21 protein-coding genes and 1 tRNA gene are annotated in these 20,743 nt (G+C 73.5%); 14 read left to right on the top strand and 8 right to left on the bottom strand.

Going from position 1 to position 20,743, the window contains the following annotated elements:
* Position 1 precedes the first annotated feature (1 nt).
* The gene (locus AB0J53_RS24845; protein WP_364176222.1) at positions 2-664 is read left to right on the top strand and encodes a (2Fe-2S)-binding protein; all 663 of its coding nucleotides are present in this window, start codon (positions 2-4) and stop codon (positions 662-664) included.
* Here AB0J53_RS24845 and AB0J53_RS24850 read toward each other — a convergent pair.
* Entirely contained in the window at positions 648-1,166 is a 519-nt protein-coding gene (locus AB0J53_RS24850; RefSeq protein ID WP_308125826.1) for a cysteine dioxygenase family protein, read from the bottom strand. The genes AB0J53_RS24845 and AB0J53_RS24850 overlap by 17 nt on opposite strands.
* Positions 1,163-2,023: an amidohydrolase gene (locus tag AB0J53_RS24855; protein WP_364176226.1), complete on the bottom strand. Its 861-nt coding sequence runs from the start codon at positions 2,021-2,023 to the stop codon at positions 1,163-1,165. Before AB0J53_RS24855 ends, AB0J53_RS24850 begins: the two co-directional genes overlap by 4 nt.
* Positions 2,024-2,107: 84 nt before the next feature.
* Here AB0J53_RS24855 and AB0J53_RS24860 point away from each other — a divergent pair, with 84 nt between their 5' ends.
* The 4 genes from AB0J53_RS24860 to AB0J53_RS24875 are packed head-to-tail and all read left to right on the top strand — an operon-like array spanning position 2,108 to position 4,073.
* Positions 2,108-3,094: a LacI family DNA-binding transcriptional regulator gene (locus AB0J53_RS24860; protein ID WP_364176229.1), complete on the top strand. Its 987-nt coding sequence runs from the start codon at positions 2,108-2,110 to the stop codon at positions 3,092-3,094.
* Between the two features lie 26 nt (positions 3,095-3,120).
* Complete coding sequence (locus AB0J53_RS24865) at positions 3,121-3,243, top strand: hypothetical protein (RefSeq protein WP_364176232.1); 123 nt, start codon at positions 3,121-3,123, stop codon at positions 3,241-3,243.
* Positions 3,236-3,778 (top strand): RNA polymerase sigma factor, encoded by a 543-nt coding sequence (locus AB0J53_RS24870; RefSeq protein ID WP_364176235.1) that lies wholly within the window; start codon positions 3,236-3,238, stop codon positions 3,776-3,778. The genes AB0J53_RS24865 and AB0J53_RS24870 overlap by 8 nt, the downstream gene beginning before the upstream one ends.
* The gene (locus tag AB0J53_RS24875) at positions 3,771-4,073 is read left to right on the top strand and encodes a hypothetical protein (RefSeq protein ID WP_364176238.1); all 303 of its coding nucleotides are present in this window, start codon (positions 3,771-3,773) and stop codon (positions 4,071-4,073) included. Before AB0J53_RS24870 ends, AB0J53_RS24875 begins: the two co-directional genes overlap by 8 nt.
* On the opposite strand, the gene AB0J53_RS24880 is transcribed toward AB0J53_RS24875, so the two are convergent.
* Positions 4,070-4,450, bottom strand: coding sequence for a phage holin family protein (locus AB0J53_RS24880; RefSeq protein ID WP_219506921.1), 381 nt, complete (start codon positions 4,448-4,450; stop codon positions 4,070-4,072). The genes AB0J53_RS24875 and AB0J53_RS24880 overlap by 4 nt on opposite strands.
* A gap of 70 nt (positions 4,451-4,520) precedes the next feature.
* Between AB0J53_RS24880 and AB0J53_RS24885 the strand changes: the two genes are divergently transcribed.
* On the top strand, positions 4,521-4,796 hold the full coding sequence (locus AB0J53_RS24885) for a hypothetical protein (protein WP_219506919.1): 276 nt from the start codon (positions 4,521-4,523) through the stop codon (positions 4,794-4,796).
* Here AB0J53_RS24885 and AB0J53_RS24890 read toward each other — a convergent pair.
* A complete protein-coding gene (locus AB0J53_RS24890; RefSeq protein ID WP_364176243.1) occupies positions 4,793-5,530 on the bottom strand; it encodes an FAD:protein FMN transferase in 738 nt (245 codons plus the stop codon). The two genes, AB0J53_RS24885 and AB0J53_RS24890, sit on opposite strands and share 4 nt — an antisense overlap.
* A gap of 95 nt (positions 5,531-5,625) precedes the next feature.
* Positions 5,626-6,105, bottom strand: a complete 480-nt coding sequence (locus AB0J53_RS24895) for a hypothetical protein (RefSeq protein ID WP_364176246.1) — start codon at positions 6,103-6,105, stop codon at positions 5,626-5,628.
* A gap of 52 nt (positions 6,106-6,157) precedes the next feature.
* On the opposite strand from AB0J53_RS24895, the gene AB0J53_RS24900 reads away from it, so the two are divergent.
* The 6 genes from AB0J53_RS24900 to AB0J53_RS24925 all read left to right on the top strand — a co-directional run bounded on the left by AB0J53_RS24900 (position 6,158) and on the right by AB0J53_RS24925 (position 12,505).
* Entirely contained in the window at positions 6,158-6,550 is a 393-nt protein-coding gene (locus tag AB0J53_RS24900) for an OsmC family protein (protein WP_219506913.1), read from the top strand.
* A gap of 258 nt (positions 6,551-6,808) precedes the next feature.
* Positions 6,809-7,732 (top strand): nucleoside hydrolase, encoded by a 924-nt coding sequence (locus AB0J53_RS24905; protein WP_364176249.1) that lies wholly within the window; start codon positions 6,809-6,811, stop codon positions 7,730-7,732.
* Positions 7,733-7,782: 50 nt separating this feature from the next.
* Positions 7,783-7,856: transfer RNA gene (locus AB0J53_RS24910), tRNA-Lys, on the top strand.
* 97 nt (positions 7,857-7,953) lie between these two features.
* Entirely contained in the window at positions 7,954-8,520 is a 567-nt protein-coding gene (locus tag AB0J53_RS24915) for an RNA polymerase sigma factor (protein WP_364176252.1), read from the top strand.
* Positions 8,517-9,392 carry a hypothetical protein gene (locus AB0J53_RS24920; RefSeq protein WP_364176255.1) on the top strand — a complete coding sequence of 292 codons (876 nt, stop codon included), beginning with the start codon at positions 8,517-8,519 and terminating at the stop codon, positions 9,390-9,392. Before AB0J53_RS24915 ends, AB0J53_RS24920 begins: the two co-directional genes overlap by 4 nt.
* Complete coding sequence (locus AB0J53_RS24925; protein ID WP_364176258.1) at positions 9,389-12,505, top strand: S8 family serine peptidase; 3,117 nt, start codon at positions 9,389-9,391, stop codon at positions 12,503-12,505. Before AB0J53_RS24920 ends, AB0J53_RS24925 begins: the two co-directional genes overlap by 4 nt.
* Here AB0J53_RS24925 and AB0J53_RS24930 read toward each other — a convergent pair.
* The 3 genes from AB0J53_RS24930 to AB0J53_RS24940 all read right to left on the bottom strand — a co-directional run bounded on the left by AB0J53_RS24930 (position 12,474) and on the right by AB0J53_RS24940 (position 17,389).
* Positions 12,474-13,853, bottom strand: coding sequence for a sensor domain-containing protein (locus AB0J53_RS24930; RefSeq protein WP_364176261.1), 1,380 nt, complete (start codon positions 13,851-13,853; stop codon positions 12,474-12,476). The genes AB0J53_RS24925 and AB0J53_RS24930 overlap by 32 nt on opposite strands.
* Before the next feature lie 115 nt (positions 13,854-13,968).
* A complete protein-coding gene (locus AB0J53_RS24935) occupies positions 13,969-15,987 on the bottom strand; it encodes an ATP-binding protein (RefSeq protein ID WP_364176264.1) in 2,019 nt (672 codons plus the stop codon).
* Positions 15,988-16,111: 124 nt separating this feature from the next.
* Positions 16,112-17,389, bottom strand: coding sequence for a sensor domain-containing protein (locus AB0J53_RS24940; RefSeq protein ID WP_364176266.1), 1,278 nt, complete (start codon positions 17,387-17,389; stop codon positions 16,112-16,114).
* 217 nt (positions 17,390-17,606) lie between these two features.
* Here AB0J53_RS24940 and AB0J53_RS24945 point away from each other — a divergent pair, with 217 nt between their 5' ends.
* Together AB0J53_RS24945 and AB0J53_RS24950 are read left to right on the top strand one after the other, a co-directional pair.
* Positions 17,607-19,373 (top strand): serine/threonine-protein kinase, encoded by a 1,767-nt coding sequence (locus AB0J53_RS24945; protein WP_364176269.1) that lies wholly within the window; start codon positions 17,607-17,609, stop codon positions 19,371-19,373.
* Positions 19,374-19,499: 126 nt separating this feature from the next.
* Complete coding sequence (locus AB0J53_RS24950; RefSeq protein ID WP_364176272.1) at positions 19,500-20,741, top strand: branched-chain amino acid ABC transporter substrate-binding protein; 1,242 nt, start codon at positions 19,500-19,502, stop codon at positions 20,739-20,741.
* Positions 20,742-20,743 lie beyond the last annotated feature (2 nt).

Here is a 20,743-nt window from a genome sequence, read left to right on the forward strand (position 1 = left end):
CGTGCTGACCGAGGTGCTCACCCGGATGGCCGACGCGCGCGGCGGCGTGATCGGTGTCGAGCCGGGCCTGGTCATCGATCCCGACGAGAGCTGGACCCCCGCCGCCGAGCTGGCCCGTGAGCCCCACACGCTGCTGGGCGAGCTGGTCGACCAGACGGCGGCCCGCTGGAACGCGCCACGGCACGTCGGCGCGGCGCTGTTCTGGAAGACCTACGGCTACTGGCACACGCTGCCGATGGCGCTCGGCTGGGCGCTGGACGGGCGGGTGCCGATCATGCGGCTGGCCGACACGTACTTCAAGGTGTCCGACGCCGGGGTGACGATCGCCGCCACCGGCGTGACCTGGGCCTCGGGCGACTCCGCGCCCGCCGCGATCGGCGACGCGCTCGCCGAGTCGCAGCGCCCGCTCGTCCGGGCGCTCAGCGCGATGGCCAAGGTGGGCGAGCGGACGCTGTGGGGCTCGACCGCCGAGGCGATCGCGCACCCGCTGACGCAGATCGAGCGGGCCGACTACATGGGGCTGCTCAAGGAGATCGGCAAGCCGGTCGACGGGCTCGTCGAGCCCGCCGGTGACGGCTACTTCCGCAGGACGTGCTGCCTGTGGATCACGCTGCCGGACGTGGAGGCCTGCGGAAGCTGCTGCGTGCTCAGGCCACAGCGCTGACGCCGTCGAGGGGCCGCAGCTCGTCGGCGTAGCTGACCGAGACGCGCCGCATGACGCCGCTGTCGTCGATCGAGTACTGGCCGAGCCGCCACAGCGGCGGCGAGTAGGCGTGGATCGAGACGCTGCGCTCGGTCGCGCCGGTGAGCCGGTGGATGTGGTCGGGCCCGAAGGAGAACGAGCGCCCCTCGGGCACCACGGTCTCCAGGTGCTCACCGCCGATGCGCGGGTTGCACTCCAGCAGCGCGCCCTCCACCACGTGCACCGCGCCGGAGGACACGTCGTGGTCGTGCCAGCCCGTGTCGTCCTCCGGCCGCCAGCACAGCAGCCACACGTCCACGTACGCGTCCCGGTAGAGCGAGGCGTAGTGCCTGCGGCCGTCGGCAGGGAAGTCGACCTGGTCCTGCCAGCCGGCGGGGTCGGCGGCCAGCCGGTCGACCAGGTCGCGCAGCTCCCGCCGGTCCAGGGTGCGTTCGGGGATCGGGGTGCCGAGGTGCTCGCTCACGTTGATGACTCCTTTCCGCCGAGCAGGCGGCGCGGGTTGGTGACATGGACGGCATGTGCGGCCGCCGCGCCCAGCCCGAGGTCGGGCGCGGTGCCGTAGGGGGCGTCTGAGCCGTTGACGACGACGTCGACGCCGAGTTCGCGGACCACGGCGTCGATGGCGCGCGGCCCGTAGGAGGAGGTCTCCACGTAGCTGTCGGGGTCGACCACGCCCCGGCCGCCGCCGCCCCGGGCGATGAGCCGTTCGGTGTGCAGCGGGGCGAGGCCGGCGAGCAGCGCGAAGCACACTCGCAGGCGCGGGTGCCGGGGCCGTACCTCGGCGTGGAAGCGGTGCCAGGCGGCGTGCATCTGCTGCACGTACGGGACGACCGCGGGCCACCAGCCGGGCCCGTCCGCCGGGCCGCGGGCGGGGCCCGAGTGCACGAACAGCGGCAGGTCGCGGTCGGTGAGGACTTCCAGCAGGGCGTCGTCGAACCCGGCGGTGGCCGGGATCTGCAGGCCGGCGAAGCCGCGGTCGAGGTCGGCGGCCAGCCGGTCGGGGTCGGGGTCGCTGTGGCAGGTGGCGGCCCAGGCGCCGAACGGCGGCGGCAGCGCCAGCGCGCCCTCGTGGTAGGCGTCGAGCAGCGGCCACGCCTCGCCGGGCGGCAGCGACTCGATGCCGAGCGGGCTCGACAGCGAGACCAGCGCCAGCTCCAGGCCGGTGGTGTCGCGGTGCTCGTGGGCCGCCGGGTCCACCTCGTAGGGCGGCTCGCCGTCCAGGAGCAGCGTCCAGCCGTCGAGGCGCGGCGGGGTCGCGCGGGCGCGCAGCGCGCGGACGAACGCGGGCGTCCAGACATGCTGGTGCACGTCGATGCTCACCGGAACGGCTCCTTCCTGTATTTCCGACTGACAATACATGAAACTAGGGGAGCTTCTGTCACCGGCACCGTTTAGGGTGTCAGGATGCCCCGCAAGCGAGCGACGCTCCGGGAAGTGGCCCAGGCGACCGGTCTGTCGCCCGCCGCGGTCTCCTACGCGCTGCGCGGCCTCCAGGTCTCCGAGGAGACCATGCAGCGCGTGCGCGCCGCCGCCGACCGGCTCGGCTACGAGGCCGACCCCATCGCCAGGGCCCTGGCCAGCGGCCGCACCGGCATGATCGGGCTGCTCTGCGCCTCGCTGGAGGACCTGTGGCAGCAGTCGCTGGCCGTCGGCATCAGCCGCGGCCTGCGTGAGAAGGACCGCTACGCGCTCATCCTCGACGCCGTCGGCGACCCGGGCCGCGAGCGCGCCCTCGCCCAGCAGCTCCGCGACCAGCGCGTCGACGGCATGATCGTGCAGCCGCTCGACCCGGCGGCGGAGTTCTGGCCCGAGCTGTGCGAGTCGCTGCCCGTCGTGGCGATCGGCGACTCGCTGGCGGGCACGGCCGGCGAGGTCGTCTTCGACAACCGGCGCGGCGTCACGCTCGCCCTGGAGCACCTGCGCGCCCTCGGCCACCGCCGCGTCGGCGTGCTCACCCCGACCCGGCCCAGCACCCCCGACCGCCCCGCCGACGTGCACGTCACCGCCGAGGGCGACCGGCTGGGCCTCGACATCGAGGTCGCCACCGCCCCGCACGACCTGGCCGCCGCCACCGCCGCCGCCCGCGCCCTGCTCACCGGCGCCCGGCCGAGCGCCGTCTTCTGCTTCGCCGACTCGATCGCGTACGGGGTCTACGCGGCGGCGGCGGAGCTGGGCCTGTCGATCCCCGGTGACGTGTCGGTCCTGGGCTACGACGACCATCCGATGTCCGGGCTGCTCACACCGGGGCTGACGACCGTCGACTGGAACATCGACGGGATCGTCTCGGCCGCGGTCCGCCTGATGGCGGAGGCGGCCGACGGCGGGGCCCGGCGCCGCCGCGTCGTCCAGCAGCCCACCCTCCGCGAGCGCGGCTCCGTCGCCGCCCGCTGAATCCTTTGACCGCCTCCCTGCCTCTTATGACCGAGAAACCATTGACCAGGGAGGTCGTCATGATCGTCGCCGCCGCCGTCATCGCCGGGGCCGTGCTCGTCTGCACGTGCGTGCTCGTCCTGCGCCGCAGGAGCAGGTCGCGTGGCTGAGCAGTCCTGGCCCGGCGCCAGGCTGATCGCGGGCGCGCAGGAGGGCGACGCCGAGTCGATCGCGGCGCTGGTGTCGGGCTCGCACCCGCACGTGCGGCGCTTCGCCCGCTCGCTGTGCGCGACGCCGGAGGACGCCGAGGACGCCGCGCAGGAAGCGCTCATCATCCTCTACCGGAAGATCGGGACGTTGCGGGCGTCCGGGGCGCTGGCGTCGTGGATGTTCCGCATCGTCCGCAACGAGTGCCTGCGCCGTGCCCGCATGCTGGGGCGGCCGCCCGCGCCGCCCCCGGAGACCGCCGCGAGGTCGGCGGAGGAGGAGGTGCTGGACCGCCTGGAGGCCGGGCGGGTGGCGGCGGCGATCGCCGCGCTGCCCGCCGACCAGCGGCGCGTGCTGATCATGCGGGACGTGCAGGGGATCAGTGGCCGGATGGTCGCCGACGCCCTGGGCCTCAGCGTCCCGGCGATGAAGTCACGGCTGCACCGGGCCAGGGCGGCCGTCCACCACACACTGGAGAGGGGAGCCGGAGATGTCTGACGGCAGGAGTTTCGCGAGCGCGTCGCTGCCCCGCCACCTGCTGCGCGGGGCGGCCGGGTTCGGGGCGCTGGCCGGGGCGGTGGCGCTGCTGCCGCTGCTCGGGCCGGTCAGCCTGCTGCTGGCCCCCGCCGGGCTGCTGGCGCTGCGCGGCTGCCCGGCGTGCTGGGCGATCCAGCTGGCCCAGACGGTCTCGATGGGCCGGTTGCGGCGCTCGTGCGCCGACGGGAAGTGCGAGCTGACCTACGCCGGCCCACGCGGCCCGGTCAGCTCTCCGCGTGGACCCGCGACAGGCTAGTCGTCGCCGGGGATGATCAGGCCGAGGATCCAGCTCACGACGCTGATGATGAGCGCGCCCACGATCGCCGACGGCCAGAAGTCGTCCACGTGGAAGGGGATGTCGAGCTGGCCGGAGATCCAGCTCGTCAGCATCAGCATGGCGCCGTTGATGACCAGCAGGAACAGGCCCAGTGTGAGCACGATGAGCGCGCACCCCAGGGCCTTGACGATGGGCTTGACGATGGCGTTGATCAGGCCGAAGATCAGCGCCACGATCAGCAGCGTGCCCCAGTAGGAGAGCGAGTTCTCAGGGGCGGTGATCCGGATGCCGTCGAGGAGCTGGAGGGCCACCCAGAGGGCGGCCGCTGCCGCCAGGGTTCGGATGATGAATCTCACGCTGATTGATCCTCCCACGTTATCGGCCCCCGGACGAGGGAAAGGTGCGTCCCATGGGGGAGGGAGTGAGATGGAAGCCACTGATCTGGAATCGCTGCCGGCCGCCGAGCTGCACGACCGCGCGGTGCGCTACGCCGTGCGCCACGGGGATCTGGGATTCCTGTGGAACCTGCTGAAGGTGATCCCCGCCGCCGAGGCGGCGTCCGGCCACGAGAAGGAGACCACGGCCGACCTGAGCCGCGTTTCGGCGCTGCTCAGCGACGCCCTCGCCGCGGGTGAGGGCGAGCTGGGCGAGGCGCTGCGCCCCGTCTACCTGGCCTACCTGCGCGAGCACCCCGACGCCTAGCCGGCCAGGCGGGTCTCCGTCCCGCCGTAGCCGGCCAGGCCGGGCGTGCCGAACTCCTGTCCGTCCCGGCTGACGATCAATGTCTCGTACGGTCCCTCCGCCGCCTGTTCCAGCGCGAAGCGCCGGGCCAGGACGGGTCCCATCGCGTACATGGCGGTGGCGTAGCCGTCGGCCACGCCCAGGTCGGGGCCGAGCACGGTGACCGAGCCGAGCGTGGTCTCCGGCTCCCCGGTGCGCGGGTTGACGATCCCGGAGCCGCCCGAGGTGGCGATGCCGAGGTCGTTGGCGAACAGCACCCGGCGCACCAGCCCCGTGTGCGGGTCGCGGACGCCGACCCGCCAGCGCTTGCCCGGCGCGGCCGAGCCGCGCACCCGGATGTCGCCGCCGGCGTTGATGCGGTGGTCGACGGCGCCGGCGTTGGCCAGCGCGCGGGAGAGGCGTTCCAGCGCCCACCCCTTGATGTAGCCGGACGGGTCGATGACGCCGTCCCTGCGGGCCTCGAACCAGCCGCCGGTCGCCTCGCTCAGCTCGTCGCAGCGGTGCAGCACCTCGATGAGCTCGGGGATCTGCCTGATGGTCTGGCCGCGGTTCAGCCGGGTGATCTGGCTGTCCGGGCTGGTGGCGCCGAACGTCTCCTGCACCCAGCGCAGCCAGGCGAAGGCGTCGTCCAGCAGAGGGGTGAGCTCGCGTTGCGGCAGGGCGGTGCGGATGTCGACGCTGACCTGCGTACCCATGACCGTCTCGACCCGAGCGCTTCCGGGGAAAGTCGTCACCTTTGCCTCCTTGTCCCCAGCTACAGTCCCATATGGCGCGTAATGTCGTGTTAAGCCTATTGCCGGGACTTGACGGTGGTGCTTCTGACCTGGGTCTCCGGCACGGCCAGCCGCGCCAGGGCGCCGCGCACGTACCGCTGGAAGTGCCGCGGCCCGGCCAGCACCACCTCGCGCTCGGCGATGTCGGGCACCTGCCGGCTCAGGCCGGAGGCGCTGACCCGTTCCTTGGCCCGGGGGTCGTGTTCCTGGCCGACGACCAGCACCAGGCCGTACCTGTCCTGGAGGTCGCGCAGCTCTTCGGTCACCCGGTCGGTGCGGTAGACGGCCACGGTGGCGTCGTCCCGGCTCGCCAGCAGGGAGCGGAGCGCGCCGGGCTCCAGGCCGGTGGCGATGAGCACGGTGCCCCGGGTGCGGGCGGGCCCGCGGTGCCCGCGCAGGGTCATCAGCGCCGCGATGCCGTACACGAGCAGGGCCAGGGGCCGCGACGTGCCGAGCAGGACGGCCGCGACGCCGGAGCAGAGCAGCAGAGGAGCCATGTCCACGACTGTGGGTGCCGAACATGAGAACCATCTGAGTAAGGTCTAAAACATGGCTAACGTGCGTGTTGAGCGGACTGATGATGGTGGGTTCAGGGCGACGAACGCCCGCGGCGCCGAGGTGCGCATGGGCGGCGGCACCGACGAGGGCGTGTTCACCCCGGTCGAGCTGCTGCTCGCGGCCGTCGGCGGGTGCAACATCGTGACCGTCGAGCCGCTCACCGCCAAGCGCGGGCACCGGCTGGTGCGGCTGGCGATGACCGTCGCCGCGGACAAGGTCGAGCCCAACCGCCTGGGCCCGGTCACCATCACCTACGACGTCGAGCTGCCCTCGGAGGAGGCCGACGAGGTCTTCAGGGCGGTCGCGGCGCGGGTGCACGAGAAGTACTGCACGGTCGGCACCTCGCTCTCGGAGGGCACCGAGGTCCGTTTGGACATCCCGTAGCCCTGATTAGGCGGATATTAAACTGCGTTATGACGCGTCCGTTGCATAGGGCTCGGTAGTGTCGAAGCAGGTCGGAAGCAGTGCGACCGGCCTGAGAGGACCTACACCGGAGCGGACGCGGAGGGGGACCGCGGTCTGCCAGTGCGGGACCGCCGGCGCCTTTGGGGGAAGGCGCCGGCCTGGACCGCCTTCGGATCGGGGCCGGGCAGTCTTTGGGGGAAGCTGCCCGGCCCCGATTCTTGCGTATCGTACGGTTTCGTGACCAAAGTCCTCATTGACTGTGATCCCGGCATCGACGACGCCATGGCGCTCGCCCTCGCCGCCGGCGCCCCCGGCCTGGAGATCGTCGCCATCACCACCGTCGGCGGCAACGTCGACCTCTCCCTTACCACCGCCAACGCCCTCGCCCTGCGCGAGTTCCTCGGCCTCGGCGACGTGCCCGTCACCGCCGGCAGCTCAGGTGCGCTGCTGCGCCGCACCGTACGGGCCGCCGCCGTGCACGGCGAGAGCGGCCTCGGCGGCGTCGTCCTGCCCGCCCCCAGCCTCACCGTCGCCGACGGGCACGCGGCCGACCGCATCATCGACACCCTGCGCGCCGCCCCCGGCGAGATCACCCTGGTCGCCATCGGCCCGCTCACCAACATCGCGCTCGCCGTGCTGCGCGAGCCCCGGGTGGTCGAATGGGCGCGTGACCTGGTCATCATGGGCGGCTCGTTCACCCGCGGCAACCACAACCCGGCGGCCGAGTTCAACATCCTCGCCGACCCCGAGGCCGCCCAGATCGTGTTCGGGGCCGGCTGGACGGTCAAGATGCTCGGCCTGGACGTGACGCTCACCGCCACCGTCACCTCCGGCGTGCTGGAACGCATGCGGCCGCTGGGCAGGCTCGCCGAACTCCTGGTCCCCGCCGCCCAGTTCTACGGCGAGGTGACCGCCGACGGCGGCCCGGCCATCCACGACGCCTGCGCGGTCGCGTACGTGATGGACCCGTCGCTGGTCACGCAGACCCCGGCGGTGGTGAACGTGGAGACCATCGGCGAGTTCACCCGGGGAATGACGGTGGTCGACTTCCGCCTGCGCGACCGGCAGCCGAACGCGCTGGTGGCGACGGGGCTGGACGTGACGCGGTTCTGGGAGCTGGTGCTGGGGACCTACCGGGAGCTGGCTGACCGGCTCGGATGATCTGATGTGCGGGCAGCCTGCGGCGGCTGGTACAGTTACACCTGTCGCAAGCGCCGCTAGCTCAGTTGGTCAGAGCAGCTGACTCTTAATCAGCGGGTCCGGGGTTCGAGTCCCTGGCGGCGCACCCCGACAGAGCCCCAGTTCAGTTCGCTGAGCTGGGGCTTCTTGCTGTCCGAAGCCCGCCCTGTCACACCGGTACATTGCCGGACATTCACTCTCATGTGACATTCCTGAACCAGAAGGAAGCCGTGGCGCCCCGGCAGCGCTTCGAAGAGCTCTACACGGAGCACTACGCGGCCGTCTCCGGTTACGTCCGCCGTCGCACCGACCACCCGGACGACTGCGCCGACGTGATCGCCGAGACGTTCACCACGGCCTGGCGGCGGCTGGCGGACGTGCCTGCCGGTGACGAGGCCAGGCTGTGGCTGTACGGCACCGCGCGGCGCGTCCTGGCCAACCATCGGCGCGGCGCCCTGCGCCACACGGCCCTGACGCTGCGCCTTCGCGAAGAGCTCGCCGCCGGCGCCGCCGCGGCCGACCGGGTCCCGGCGGGCGCCGGGGCGGCGTTCGCCCGCCTGTCGGAGGACGACAGGGAGCTGCTGTCGCTGGTGGGCTGGGAAGGGCTGGACACCGGTGAGATCGCCAAGGTGCTGGGCTGCTCGCGCGTGGCCGTCCGCCAGCGCCTGCACCGCGCGCGCAAGCGCCTGGCCGCCGAGCTGGCCGCCCACGACATCGACCTGAGCGCGTACGGCACGCGCGCCGTACGCCTTGCCAAGGAGAGCGCATGACCCCCGACGAGGTCGTCAAGAGCCTGGCCCCCGACCCCGGTCCCGGGCTCACCCCGGCGGCCGTGGAGATGCTGACCCGGATCATGGACACCGCCGAGCCCGCGCCGCGCACCCGGCGCCCGCTGTGGCGGCGGCCGATCCTGGCGCTGCCGCTCGCGGCGGCGGTCGCCGCAGGCTGGTCGCTCACGGCCGTGCTGGGCGCCGCCCCCGCCTCCGCGCTGAACATCAAGGACGCCGGCGACCACTATCTGATCGAGGTCAAGGACCTGTATGCCCGGCCCGAGGTCTACACCGCCCAGCTCAAGGAGGCGGGCCTGAACGTCTCGCTCAAGGTCGTGCCCGTCCCCCCTTCCTACGTGGGCGAGATCCACCTCGACACCCCGGGGTGGAGCAAGGGCCCGTTCCCGCACGCGGACAAGATCAGGACGATCGACCGCCCGGAGGGATGCGCCCCCACGCTGAGCTGCCCGATCGGGCTCACCATCGCCAAGGACTTCACCGGCGTCGCCGAGCTCAAGCTGGGCCGCGAAGGCCGTCCCGGGGAGGAGTACCAGGTCGTCACCTCGCTGGGCAGCCGGGGCGAGCTCCTGCACTGCAAGCCGTTCGTCAACCTCCGCGTGGGCGAGGTGCGCAGGACCCTGGCCTCGCTCGGCGTGACGATCACCGAGTTCGCGATCACGAAGCCCGGCTCGGACGGCGAGGACGCGGAGGTCACGACGACGGCGCCCGACTCCCTGTACGTGACCGGCGGCGGGCTGTCCGAGTACGGCAAGGCGTTCCTCGTCGTCAGCGAGGAGCCGATGGACGAGGAGCTCAAGCGGACGATCGACCGCAAGCACGGCTGCTCCGACGGCGACGGAAGCGGCTCGTGAGGGCGCCTGCGGTTACGCTGCTGCTGGTGGCGGCCACGGTCGTGACGCCGTCGCCGCCCGCGCGGGCGAGCGCCGAGCCCCCGGCTCCCGCCGCGGACGAGGTCACGCTCATCACCGGCGACCGCGTCACGGTGACAGGCCGGGGATACCGGGTGACGCCCGCGGACGACCGCGAGGTCAGCTTCTCCGGGCAGGTGCGTGGGGGCCACCTGCACGTGATCCCGTCCGACGCCCGCCCGCTGATCGCCAAGGGCGTGCTCGACCGGCGGCTGTTCGACGTCACCCAGTTACTCCAGTGGGGCTACGGCGATGCCACCAGGAAGGACATCCCGCTCATCGTCCAGTCGGCGAGCGAGACCGCCGACCGGCTGCGGGACGCCGGGCCGGCCCGGCGCCTCGCCGCCGCCGGCCTGACCACGACGCGACTGCCCAAGGCGAGCGCCGCCCGGACCTGGCGGGACCTCGCGGGCGGGGGCGGTCCGTCACTGGCCGCCGGGACGGCCAAGCTGTGGCTGGACGGCCGCCGTGCCTTCACCCTCGACCGCAGCGCCGAGCAGATCGGCGCGCCCACCGCGTGGAGCCAGGGCTTCACCGGCAAGGGCGTCAAGGTCGCCGTGCTCGACTCCGGGTACGACCCCGATCACCCCGACCTGAAGAACGCGGTCAAGCAGTCACGCAACTTCAGCGACGAACCTGACATCCGCGACAACATTGGCCACGGCACCCATGTGACGTCGACCATCGCGGGGGCGGGGGAGAAGTACCGGGGCGTGGCCCCGGACGCGGAGATCGCCGTGGCCAAGCTGGGCAGCCGCACGTTCACCGAATCGGCCCTGCTGGCCGCCATGGAGTGGGCCGCCGTCGAGGTCGGGGCCAAGGTCGTCAACATGAGCCTGGGCGGTTCCGACACACCCGAGCTGGACCCCGTGGAACAGGCCGTGAACGTGCTGTCGGAGCGGACCGGCGCGCTGTTCGTGGTCGCCGCGGGCAACTCCGGCCGCAACCCGGTGAGCAGCCCCGGCAGCGCCGACGCTGCCCTGACGGTCGGCGCCGTGGACCGGGACGGCCGCCTGGCCCCCTTCTCCAGCGCCGGGCCCCGCCTCGGCGACCACGCGATCAAGCCGGACGTCACGGCGCCGGGTGTCGGGATCGTGGCGGCGCAGGCGGGCGGCGCCCACGTCGCGATGGACGGCACCTCGATGGCCGCGCCGCACGTGGCCGGGGCCGCCGCGATCCTCGCCCAGCGCCACCCCGGCTGGACCGGCCCCCGGCTGAAGGCGGCCCTCATGGGCAGCGCGGCGCCCGCGGCGGACGAGACGCCGTACCGGCAGGGCGCCGGCCTGGTCGACGTGGCCCGCGCGCTCGCCCAGCCCGTGGTGGCCGAACCGGGCAGCCTGCACGCGCTCTTCCCCTTCGGCACGGCCGAGCGGGTGGCGACCAGGACCATCACCTACACCAACACCGGCGACGCCCCGGTCACGCTCGGCCTGACCGCCGAGGGCGAGCTGCTCCGCCTCTCCGCGGACCGCGCCGAGGTGCCCGCGCACGGGCAGGCGACGGTCACGCTGACGATCGACGCGAGCGGCAGGCCGACCGGCGCCCGCCCGGGCGTCGTCACCGCCCGGGCGGGCGACCAGGTGATCCGGACGCCGGTCGGCGCGTACGTGGAACCGGAGACCCACCTGGTGACCGTCACGGCCCTGGGCAGGTCCGGCACGCCCGTCGACCCGCTGGTCCACGCCTTCGACCCGGAGACCGGCGTGCAGCACGAGCTGTCCTTCGCCGACGGCCGCGCCGGGATCAGGCTGCCCAAGGGGCGGTGGAGCCTGCTGTCGGACACCTCCGAGCGCGAGGGCACCACCATCGCCCACACCGTCGTCACCGTGGGCGAGACCGACCAGGAGGTGACGCTGGACGCGCGGGCCGGCAAGCAGTTCCTGTTCTCGATCGACGACCCGGGCGCGGTCCAGGACAACGGCTTCGACTTCCAGCTGGAGTCCGGGAAATGGGCCACGGCCTGGCTCGCGTTCACGAGGTACCCGGACCGGCTGTTCGTCGTCCCGGCCCGCGAGCCCGGCCTGAAGTTCCTGATCAGGAACCAGTGGGTGAACGAGGCCACCGGCTCCCTCTACGACCTCGCCCGGCGTCACGTCGGCGGGCTCCCGGGCGATCCCGGCTACGCGGCCGAACGGCGGGAGCTGGCGAAGGTGACCTCGACCTACCGGGCCTCGGGCACGGCGGGCACGGCGACCCCGCTGACGACGGTGCGCCTCGGCAGCGCAAGCAGCATGCCCCTGGCGCCCCCCAAGGACGTGGACCTGCCCGGCACGCTGACCCAGTACCGGACACCCGGCCTCGCCTGGAGCGGCGCGCTCCTGATCGGCACCGCGCTGATCACGGGCGAGGAGCGGATCGCACGCCGAGGCTCCACCAGAGAGCTGTGGAACGCCGCGGTGACGGGCCCGTCGCTCGCCGGGATCCACGCCCGGCGCACCGGCGACCAACTGGTGTTCCGCCCGGCGGCCCTGTTCGCCGACGGCGCCGCCGGGCGGGCCGGGAGCGACGAGGCGGCCACGGGCACGGCGACCGTCACCAGGGACGGGCAGGTGCTCGCCACCGCCGACCTGGCCGGCTGCTGGATCGACTCCCCGGCGTCCTGCGAGATGCGGGCGAAGCTGCCGGCCGGAGCCGCCACGTACACGATCAGCGCGTCCGCGCGCCGGCCGGCCGCGACGCTGTCCACCGCCGTGGACGCCGTCTGGACGGTGCCCTCCGCGCGCACCGGGGAAGAACGGCCGCTGCCCGTGATGGCGATGCGCTTCGGCCCGGCCGGGCTCGGCGCGGTCAACCGCGCCCCCGCCGGATCGCTGACCCGGCTGCCGATGCGGCTGGAGGGCGGCGTCCGGCCGGTGAGCGTCCGCCTGGAGACCTCCACCGACGACGGCGCGACCTGGCGGCCCGTGCGCGCCTCCGGCGCGGGTCCGTCCTGGCAGGCCGCCGTCCGCAACCCGGGCACACCGGGCTACGTGTCGCTGCGCGTCCGGGTCGAGGCGGCCGGCGGAGCCGCCCTCACCCAGACCGTCATCCGGGCGTACGCGGTGGGCCCGCCATAGCCGCGTCGAGCTCGCGCGACGAACGCTGAAGCGGTCCTGGCAGGGTCACGTTGAGGATGGTGGGCCCGCCGTCCGGGCTGTTCAGCAGGAACGACCCGTCGTGCGCCTCGACCCGGCGGCGGATGCCGGTGAGCCCGGGGCCGCTCTCGTCCGCCCCGCCGCGTCCGTCGTCCACCACCCGCAGGCACAGCCGGTCGTCCCGGTGGCGGACGCTGACGACGGCGTACCGGGCCCGGCTGTGCCTGGCGACGTTGGCGAGCGCCTCGGCCACCACGAAGTAGGCGGTGGCCTCGACGGAGGCGGCGGCCCTGACCGGCGGGCCGGCGTCGACGACGCAGGGCACCGGGCAGGCCGCCGCCAGCCCGGTGAGCGCGTCGGCGAGGCTCTTGTCGGTCAGGACGGGCGGCAGGATGCTCCGCACGACGCCCCGGAGCTCGGCGAGCGCCTGCTCGGCGGTGGTCTGTGCCCGTTCGATCGAGGTCATGGCGATGGCCGTGTCGCCGGCCGTGTCGCTGGCTGTGTCGCTCTCCAGCGCCCGCAGCGCGTCCGCGATCAGAGCGTCGACGGCGACGAGGCGGCTCTGCGTCCCGTCGTGCAGCGACCGCTCGATCCGGCGCAGTTCGGCGAGGTGCGCGTCGAGGACGGCGGCGCGGGTCGCGGTGAGCTGCGCCACGCGCAGGCTCAGGTCGACGCCGGGGCCGGGCCGCAGGAGACGCAGGCCGGACCACGCCTGCAGCCGGGACATGCGGGGCGCGAGGAGCAGGGTGAGCGCGATCTCGATCGGGGCCAGCACGGCGACGGCGAGGGCGCTGGGCAGGTCGCTGACCTCCCACATCCCGTAGGTTGCGGCCGTGGCGTCCCCCGCCGGCAGCACCCACCACCACAGCGCGAAGGTCGCGTCCTGGACCGCGTGGACCGGGAAGGTGAGGGCGAGCACGCCCACGAGGATGCCGATGGACGCGTGCACGACCGCCCAGGCCAGCTCGCGCCGCACGGGCGGGTCGGCGAGGGCGGCGCGCAGCCCGGGCGGCGGCGGGGGCGCGGCGATGATCTCGTCCGGGTGCCAGCGCGAGAGCCGGGCCCGCTCCCGGTTGGCGACCGCGCGCAACCCGCGCAGCGCGGCCGGCATCAGCGGCAGCCCGACGCCGACCAGGCAGGCCAGGGCGGTGACGATCACCGTGAGGAGCGCGGCCAGCGCCAGGACTCCCGTGCCTATGCCGCCGACGAGGTGTTCGAGCGCGTCCAGGGTGGCACGGCCCCGGCCGAACACGTCCCAGCGCCAGGCCCATCGCGTCCGCCATCGCGCCCGCGGCAGCCGCGCGGCCCGGCAGCCCTCAGCGACCGTCATGGGAACGTACCTCCTCGGCCACGCAAAGGGCCGTTCGCTGATCAGCACCGGAGGTACGCAGGTTATAGCCGACATGTCACCATGTCAGGGCTTTTGTCATAAGAGAGGGTCAGGCTCACAACCGGTGACGGGGACCGGCGACGCCGTACAGCTCGGCGTGCCAGAGGTCGGAGCCGACCCGCTCCACGCCCGCCGTCAGATGGCGGCGGTAGGTGGTGAAGGGCAGGCCCAGCCGGGTGGCGGCGAGCTGCTGGGTGGGCGGGCCGCTCACGTACGTGACGGCGAGCGCCCGGTGCAGCTTGACCGAGCGCGGGTCGTCGCGCAGGGCGTCGATCGCCTCCCGGAGCAGGTCGTGCAGGGCGGTCGCCGGATCACGCCCGGCCCGCCCGGCCCGCTCGGCGACCAGCCGGGTACGCGTCAGCGGCGAGGCGGCCAGCGCGCCGGGCCGCGAGAAGTGGCGTAACGCCTGCCGGACGGCCTCGCCGAACTCGGCCCGTGACAGCACCGCCAGCCGCCCCGCCCCGCCGCCCGCCTCCGGGGCCGTCGTCCGGCCGAAGCGCTCCAGCCACGCCTGGGGCGGCACCGCCCGCCAGTCGTGGGCGAACAGGTCATAGGCCGCGTCCCCGACGCGAGGCCGGACGTCGATCCTGCCGATGCCGCAGCGCCACAGGTGTTCGTGCGCCTCGCACTCCGGCACCGCCCAGTAGGACCAGGCCATCTGCTCCGACCGCAGACACTCCCCGACGGCCCGCCAGCGCATCATCGCCCTCACCGCCCTGCCGCCCGGCCGTCCCCGTGGCAGCCACATCCTGGCGACGGCCAGGTGCTCGCCCGCGCGCAGGGGCGCCGAGGCCCGCGCGTGCGCCCACGCCGCGGCCACGACCGGGTCGGCCGCGAGTTCCTCCTGGTCCGGTCCCGGCAGCCGCAGCCAGGCGAACCAGGCGACGGGCTCGCCCGTGGCGGCCCGGCGGTAGACGCGGAACGCCTCCGGGCGGCGCCCGGCCCAGAAGGCGGCGCAGCCCGCGGCCTCCTCCCCTTCCGCCTCGGCGACCAGCTCGACCAGGGCCTCGACGTCCGCCGGTGCCAGAGGCTCCTCGCGGAACTCGGCCGTCGAGTGCGCGTCGCGTACGCTCGCCGGCTGGTCGCCGCGGTGGAGGTGGAGCAGGGCCGCCACGGCGCCGGGCACGTCGGGATCGGCCGCCGTCCGGACCTTTCCGGCCAGGTGGGCCCGGACGCGTTCGTGCATGGCGGCGTGCCCCTGCCGGTCCCGCCAGCGGAAGTCGGCCTCCAGGATCTCGCGCACCAGGGCGTGCGGGTACAGCCCGGAGGCGCTCGACTCCATGAACGGCAACCGGCGCAGCCACCGGAACAGCTCCTCGGCGTCGTGCGGCAGCACCGCGCGCAGCAGATCCTCGGTCGTCACGTACGCGTGCGCGCTGACCTCCAGCGCCTGCCGGTGCGCGGCCGAGGGCACCTCGCCCACGAGCTGGTCCAGCAGCGCGGCCACGAGCTCGTGCTCCGGCTCCGCGCCCCCCGACGCCGCGGCCAGCAGCAGCGCCAGCGGATGGCCGCCCGCGAAGGTCAGCACCCGCTCGCGCGACTCCTCGGGCACCCCGCAGGAGTCGAGCAGCGCCCGCGCCTCGGCGGGCGGCAGGTCACGCAGCGGCATGACCCGCAGGGCCCGGGCCCACCCGGGATCGGCGTGCCAGCGCACGTCCGGGGCTTGCCGGCCGGCCAGCACGACCAGCGCCCCCATCCGCACCCTCGACAGGAACTCCTCCCGCAGCCACTCCTCCAGCTCCTGAAGCTGCTCGAAGGCGTCGACCAGCAGGACCGCGCGCGGGTCGCGCAGCACCGGCGCGGCCTCGGCCTCGAACGCCTCGGGCGACGCCACGAGCCCACGGCCGTCGATGTGCACCACCGGACGGTTCGCGGCGGCGTCCTGGACGAACCGCCGCAGCAGCGCGGACTTCCCGATGCCGCCGGGACCGTGCACGTACAGGACGCTGTGGCTGCCGTGCAGGGCCGCGTGGAAGGCCGCCAGCTCCGCCCCCCGGCCGACGAAGGCCTGCTCCCGCGCGAGGTGTACCTGTCGCCCCAGTTGCTCCGGTTCGTAATCGCTCGCCAGGCGCATACGCCTTGCTCCCCCTCGATCAACCGCTACGGACCGAAGGTACGGGCCGCCGGTGCGCGCGGGCGATCCCGCGCACTGCCTCCTGCGGGTACAGCAGGCCGTACCGGCTCCGGAACGGCGGGGATCACGGCCCGAAGGGCAGGGTCACGGCCAGCACGGTGGGCCCGCCGGGCGGGCTGTCCAGGGTGAACGTCCCGTCGTGCGCCTCGACCCGGCCGCGGATGCCGCGCAGCCCGGAACCGTGCCGCTCGTCCGCCCCGCCTCGGCCGTCGTCGGTGATCCGGACCTGGAGCCGGTCGCCCACGCGGCGGGCCTCGACGGCGACGTGCCGCGCACGGCCGTGCTTGGCGGTGTTGGTGAGCGCCTCGGCCACCAGGAAGTACACGGTGGCCTCGACGGAGGCGGCGGCCTTGGCCGGGAGGTCCACGGCCACGGTGCACGGCACGGGGCTGGTCGCGGCCAGGCCGGTCAGCGCGTCGGCGAGGCTCTGGTCGATCAGGACGGGCGGCAGGATGCTCCGCACGACCCCCCGGAGCTCGTCGAGCGACTGCCTGACGGCTTCCTGGGCCCGCACGAGGGGCTCTCCGGCCGTGGACGGATCACGTTCGAGCGCGCGGCGGGCCGCCCCGAGCAGCACGTTGACGGCGACGAGCCGGTTCTGCGTCCCGTCGTGCAGCGACCGTTCGATCCGCCGCAGCTCGGTGGCGTGCGCGTCAAGGGCCGCGGCGCGCGTCGCGGTCAGCTCCGCCACCCGCGAGGTCAGATCCGCGGCGGAATCCGGGGCGTGGCGCAGCAGCCGACGCCCGGGCCAGGCCTGTAAGCGGGCCAGGCCGGGCGCGGCGATCATGGTGAGGGCGATCCACACCGGGATCAGCAGGGCGACGCCGAGAGCGCTGGGCACGTCCTTGACGGTCCACCATCCCCAGGATTCGACAGCGGGCTGGTCCGGCGACAGCAGCAACCACCACAGCGAGAGGGCGGCGACCTTGAGGGCCTGGAGAGGCAGCGTGAGGGCGAGCAGTCCCAGGAGCCCCCCGAGCCCGGCGTGGATCACCAGCCAGCCCAGCTCGCGGCGGACCGTGCGGTCGGCGGCCGCGTCGCGCAGCCGGGAGGGGGTCGTGCCCGGGCTGGTGAGCTCCGGGCCCCAGCGCGAGAGCCGCCGGCGTTCGCGGTCGGCGACCTCCCGCAGCTCGCGCAGCGCGGCGGGCACCAGCAGCAGCCCCACGCCGACCAGGCACAGCAGCGCGGTGGCGGTCAGCAGCAGCAGCGCGATCATGGCGACGATCCCCGTGCCCATGCCGCCGACGAGGTGTTCGAGCGCGTCGACCGTGGCACGGCCACGGGCCTGCACGTCCCAGCGTCCGCCCGGACGCCGACGATCCCCGCGATCGTCGACCGTCATCCACACTCCCACGACTGAGGACCGGACGCTCCGCGGAGGTGGAGCAGGCGGGCATGCAACGGTATAGCAGGCTATATCCGGACTAGTTACCTCAGCAGGAATTCATCATGAATTGTGGCAGTCAGCAGCCATTCGCCTGGGCAATCCGAGCCGCCTAACGCCCGGAAATGGCCGAAGATGGGGGCATACGGCGATCTTCGACCTCGGGGGACCACGCGTGCTTTCTGAACGGTACGTACTGCTGGACCAGCTCGGCAGCGGCGGCACGGGCACCGTGTGGCGGGCGACCGACCAACTCCTGGGCCGTACGGTGGCGGTGAAGGAGATGCACCTCCGGACGACCGGCCAGACCCGCGCCGCCCAGCTCACCAGGGCCCACCGGGAAGCCCAGGTCATCGCCCGGATCTCGCACCCGAACGTCCTCGGCGTGCACGACCTCCTGATCCACGACGAGCGGTTGTGGCTGGTGATGGAGTACGTGGACGGCCCCTCGCTGAAGGACCACCTCGCCGCCGCCGGCCCGATGAGCCCGGCCGACGCCGCGACGATCGGCCTGCAGCTGCTGTCCGCGCTGGAGACCGTGCACGCCGCCGGCGCGCTGCACCGGGACGTCAAACCGGCCAACGTCCTGCTGCGCCGCGACGGCAGGGTGGTCCTGTGCGACTTCGGCATCGCGGCGCTGACCGGGACCGACTCGCTCACCGAGACCGACGCGGTGGTGGGGACGCTCGAGTACATCGCCCCGGAGCGGCTCCGCGGACAGCCCGGAGGGCCGCCCAGCGACCTGTTCTCGCTCGGCGTCACCCTGTGCGTGCTGGTGTCGGGCCGGTCCCCGTTCGCCCGGCCGGAGCCCGCCGGGGTGCTGCACGCCATCGCCCAGGAGGCGGCGGACCTCCCGCCCGCCGCCGGGCCGCTGACCCCGCTGCTCGAAGCCCTGCTCCGCAAGGACCCGGCCCACCGACCGTCCATCGCGGAGGCGAGCGCGATGCTGCGGCCCTTCGCCTCGACGACGCCGACCGTGCCCGACCTGCCGACCCACCCGCGACGACGATCCCGCGCCGTGCCGCGCCGCCGGCTGCCCGGCCTGGTGGCGATCACGGCCGCCGTCGTGCTCACGGCCGCCGTGGCCGCGGTCGCGCTCACGAACCGCGCCCCGGACGACACCCCCGCCGCCGCGGCGGCGACGACGAGCCCCGCCACCCCGCCGGCCAGTCAGCCAGCCACCCAGCCCGCCAGTCCGTCCGCCACCCCCAGCGCCACGGCCGCCGAGCCCCTGCGGCGCGTCCACGCGGTGATGCCCGTCCCCGACGACCCCGAGCTGAACGCCCCGAGCGGCTACTGGCTGTTCTCCGGCGACCGCTACGTCCGGGCCCGTCTCTCCACCCGGGGTTACCCGATAGGCGAGATCCTGCGAGCCGCCACGCCGCTCCGGACGTGGGACGACACCTTCGAGGACCTGCCCGCGTTCCGGGACCGGATCGACGCGACGTTGCGGGTCCCGGGCTCCCCCGACGAGTACTGGGTCTTCTCCGGCCGCGAGTACGTCCGCATCCGCCTGGCGGGCCCCGGCCAGGCGTACGACGACACGCTGGTGGCGGGGCCGCGACCCCTCAGCGACTGGGCGGACGCGTTCGGCGACCTCGCCGACGACGGCATCGACGCGGTGGTGCGCACCCCGGACGACCCGGAGCAGTACTGGGTGTTCTCCGGAGACAGGTACGTCCGGGCCAGGCTGGACGGCGAGGGCCCCGGCGGTGAGATCACCCGTGGCCCGGCGCGGCTCGACGGCTGGCCCGGCACGTTCCACAAGGTCCCGGCGTTCAGGCAGGGCATCGACGAGATGCTGCCGGTGCCGGGCGAGGCGAACGACTACTGGGTGTTCTCGGGCACCCGGTACATGAAGATCCGCGTCACCGACGTCGCCTACGAGGACTCGGTGCTGACAGGGCCGAGGCCCATCCGCGACTGGTCCGCGCTCGGCTGAGCCGGGGCCGTCCCTCACCGGACAGTTTTCGGTCAGTGAATGGGTCTGTCGCGTGGACAGCCGAGGACTCTAGCGTCCCTCCGGTCCGACGGGGTGTCGGGATGCAGGGGAACGAGGGAGTCTGCGTTGAAGAGCAAGACCACCGGCGTGCTGGCCGCGCTGCTGGCCGTCGTCGCGGCCACGGGAACCAGCGCGTGCGCGGCGGGCAAGACCGAGACGGCCGGGAGCGCCGGGGGGTGCGACACGAGCAAGGGCACGCTCGTCGTGGGCGTGATCGCGCCGATGTCGGGCAAGCTGTCGGCGATCGGGCTCGGCATCCGCAACTCGGTCCAGCTCGCCGTCGACCAGGCCAACGCGGCGTGCGCGGTCAAGGGATACCAGCTCGCGATGGACGCGCAGGACGACGAGGCCAACCCGGACAAGGGCGCCGCGGCGGCCCAGCGTTTCGCCGACGACCCCAACGTCGTGGGAGTCGTCGGCTCGTACAACTCGGGCGTGGCGCGGGCGATCCAGCCGAAGATCGCCGCCGCCAAGCTGCTGCTCATCTCGCCGGGCAACACCGACCCGGTGCTGTCCAGGGGCGCCGACTTCGCCACCGCGCCGAAACGGCAGTACGGCAACTACTTCCGCGTCGTCGGCACCGACGACCTCCAGGGCCCCTTCAACGCCCGCTACATGGTGCAGAAGGAGGGGAAGAAGAAGCTGGCGATCATCACCGACGGCAAGGCCGTGGGAGAGAGCAGCGCGACGGAGTTCGCCAAGGAGGCCGAACGCCTCGGCGCCCAGATCGTCATCCGCGAGAAGGTCAACGAGAACGACAGCGACTTCTCCAGCGTGCTGACCAAGGTCAAGACGCTGAACCCGGAGGCTATCTTCGTCGGTTCGGAGTATCACGTGGCCGGCCCGCTCAGCAAGCAGGCCAGGGACCTGGGGCTGAACGTGCCCGTCTCGGGCACCGACGGCCTGTTCGACCCCCAGTTCATCGCGCTCGGCGGCAAGGACGGCGACGTCGCCACCTCTGTCGGCGCGCCGATCGACAAGCTGGACAGCGGCAAGGCGTTCGTGGACGCGTACAAGAAGAAGGGCTTCTCCGACGGGTACGGCGGTTTCGGGGCCTTCGCCTTCGACGCGGCCAACGTCATCGTCGCCTCGGCCGGCAAGGTGACCGCGAGCGGCGGCTGGAGCGGCGGGCTCGAACAGCGCGCCGAGCTGATCAAGCAGGTCCAGGAGTACCGGACCGACTCGGGCGCCAACGGCACGATCGGATTCGACCAGTACGGCGACAGCGTCAACAAGATGTTCACCGTGTACAAGGTCACGTCCGGTGCGTGGAAGGACGTGCTGAGTGACCAGTTCGAGGCGAAGTAAGC

Source organism: Nonomuraea sp. NPDC049725 (assembly GCF_040674795.1).
GTDB classification, from domain to species: domain Bacteria; phylum Actinomycetota; class Actinomycetes; order Streptosporangiales; family Streptosporangiaceae; genus Nonomuraea; species Nonomuraea ceibae.

Bases quoted from the DNA above. Each gene is read 5' to 3' on its own strand.
- AB0J53_RS24860 (WP_364176229.1), top strand. From the start codon at position 2,108: ATGCCCCGCAAGCGAGCGACGCTCCGGGAAGTGGCCCAGGCGACCGGT.
- AB0J53_RS24865 (WP_364176232.1), top strand. From the start codon at position 3,121: ATGACCGAGAAACCATTGACCAGGGAGGTCGTCATGATCGTCGCCGCC.
- AB0J53_RS24875 (WP_364176238.1), top strand. From the start codon at position 3,771: ATGTCTGACGGCAGGAGTTTCGCGAGCGCGTCGCTGCCCCGCCACCTG.
- AB0J53_RS24885 (WP_219506919.1), top strand. From the start codon at position 4,521: ATGGAAGCCACTGATCTGGAATCGCTGCCGGCCGCCGAGCTGCACGAC.
- AB0J53_RS24890 (WP_364176243.1), bottom strand. From the start codon at position 5,530: ATGGGTACGCAGGTCAGCGTCGACATCCGCACCGCCCTGCCGCAACGC.
- AB0J53_RS24895 (WP_364176246.1), bottom strand. From the start codon at position 6,105: ATGGCTCCTCTGCTGCTCTGCTCCGGCGTCGCGGCCGTCCTGCTCGGC.
- AB0J53_RS24900 (WP_219506913.1), top strand. From the start codon at position 6,158: ATGGCTAACGTGCGTGTTGAGCGGACTGATGATGGTGGGTTCAGGGCG.
- AB0J53_RS24920 (WP_364176255.1), top strand. From the start codon at position 8,517: ATGACCCCCGACGAGGTCGTCAAGAGCCTGGCCCCCGACCCCGGTCCC.
- AB0J53_RS24930 (WP_364176261.1), bottom strand. From the start codon at position 13,853: ATGACGGTCGCTGAGGGCTGCCGGGCCGCGCGGCTGCCGCGGGCGCGA.
- AB0J53_RS24935 (WP_364176264.1), bottom strand. From the start codon at position 15,987: ATGCGCCTGGCGAGCGATTACGAACCGGAGCAACTGGGGCGACAGGTA.
- AB0J53_RS24940 (WP_364176266.1), bottom strand. From the start codon at position 17,389: ATGACGGTCGACGATCGCGGGGATCGTCGGCGTCCGGGCGGACGCTGG.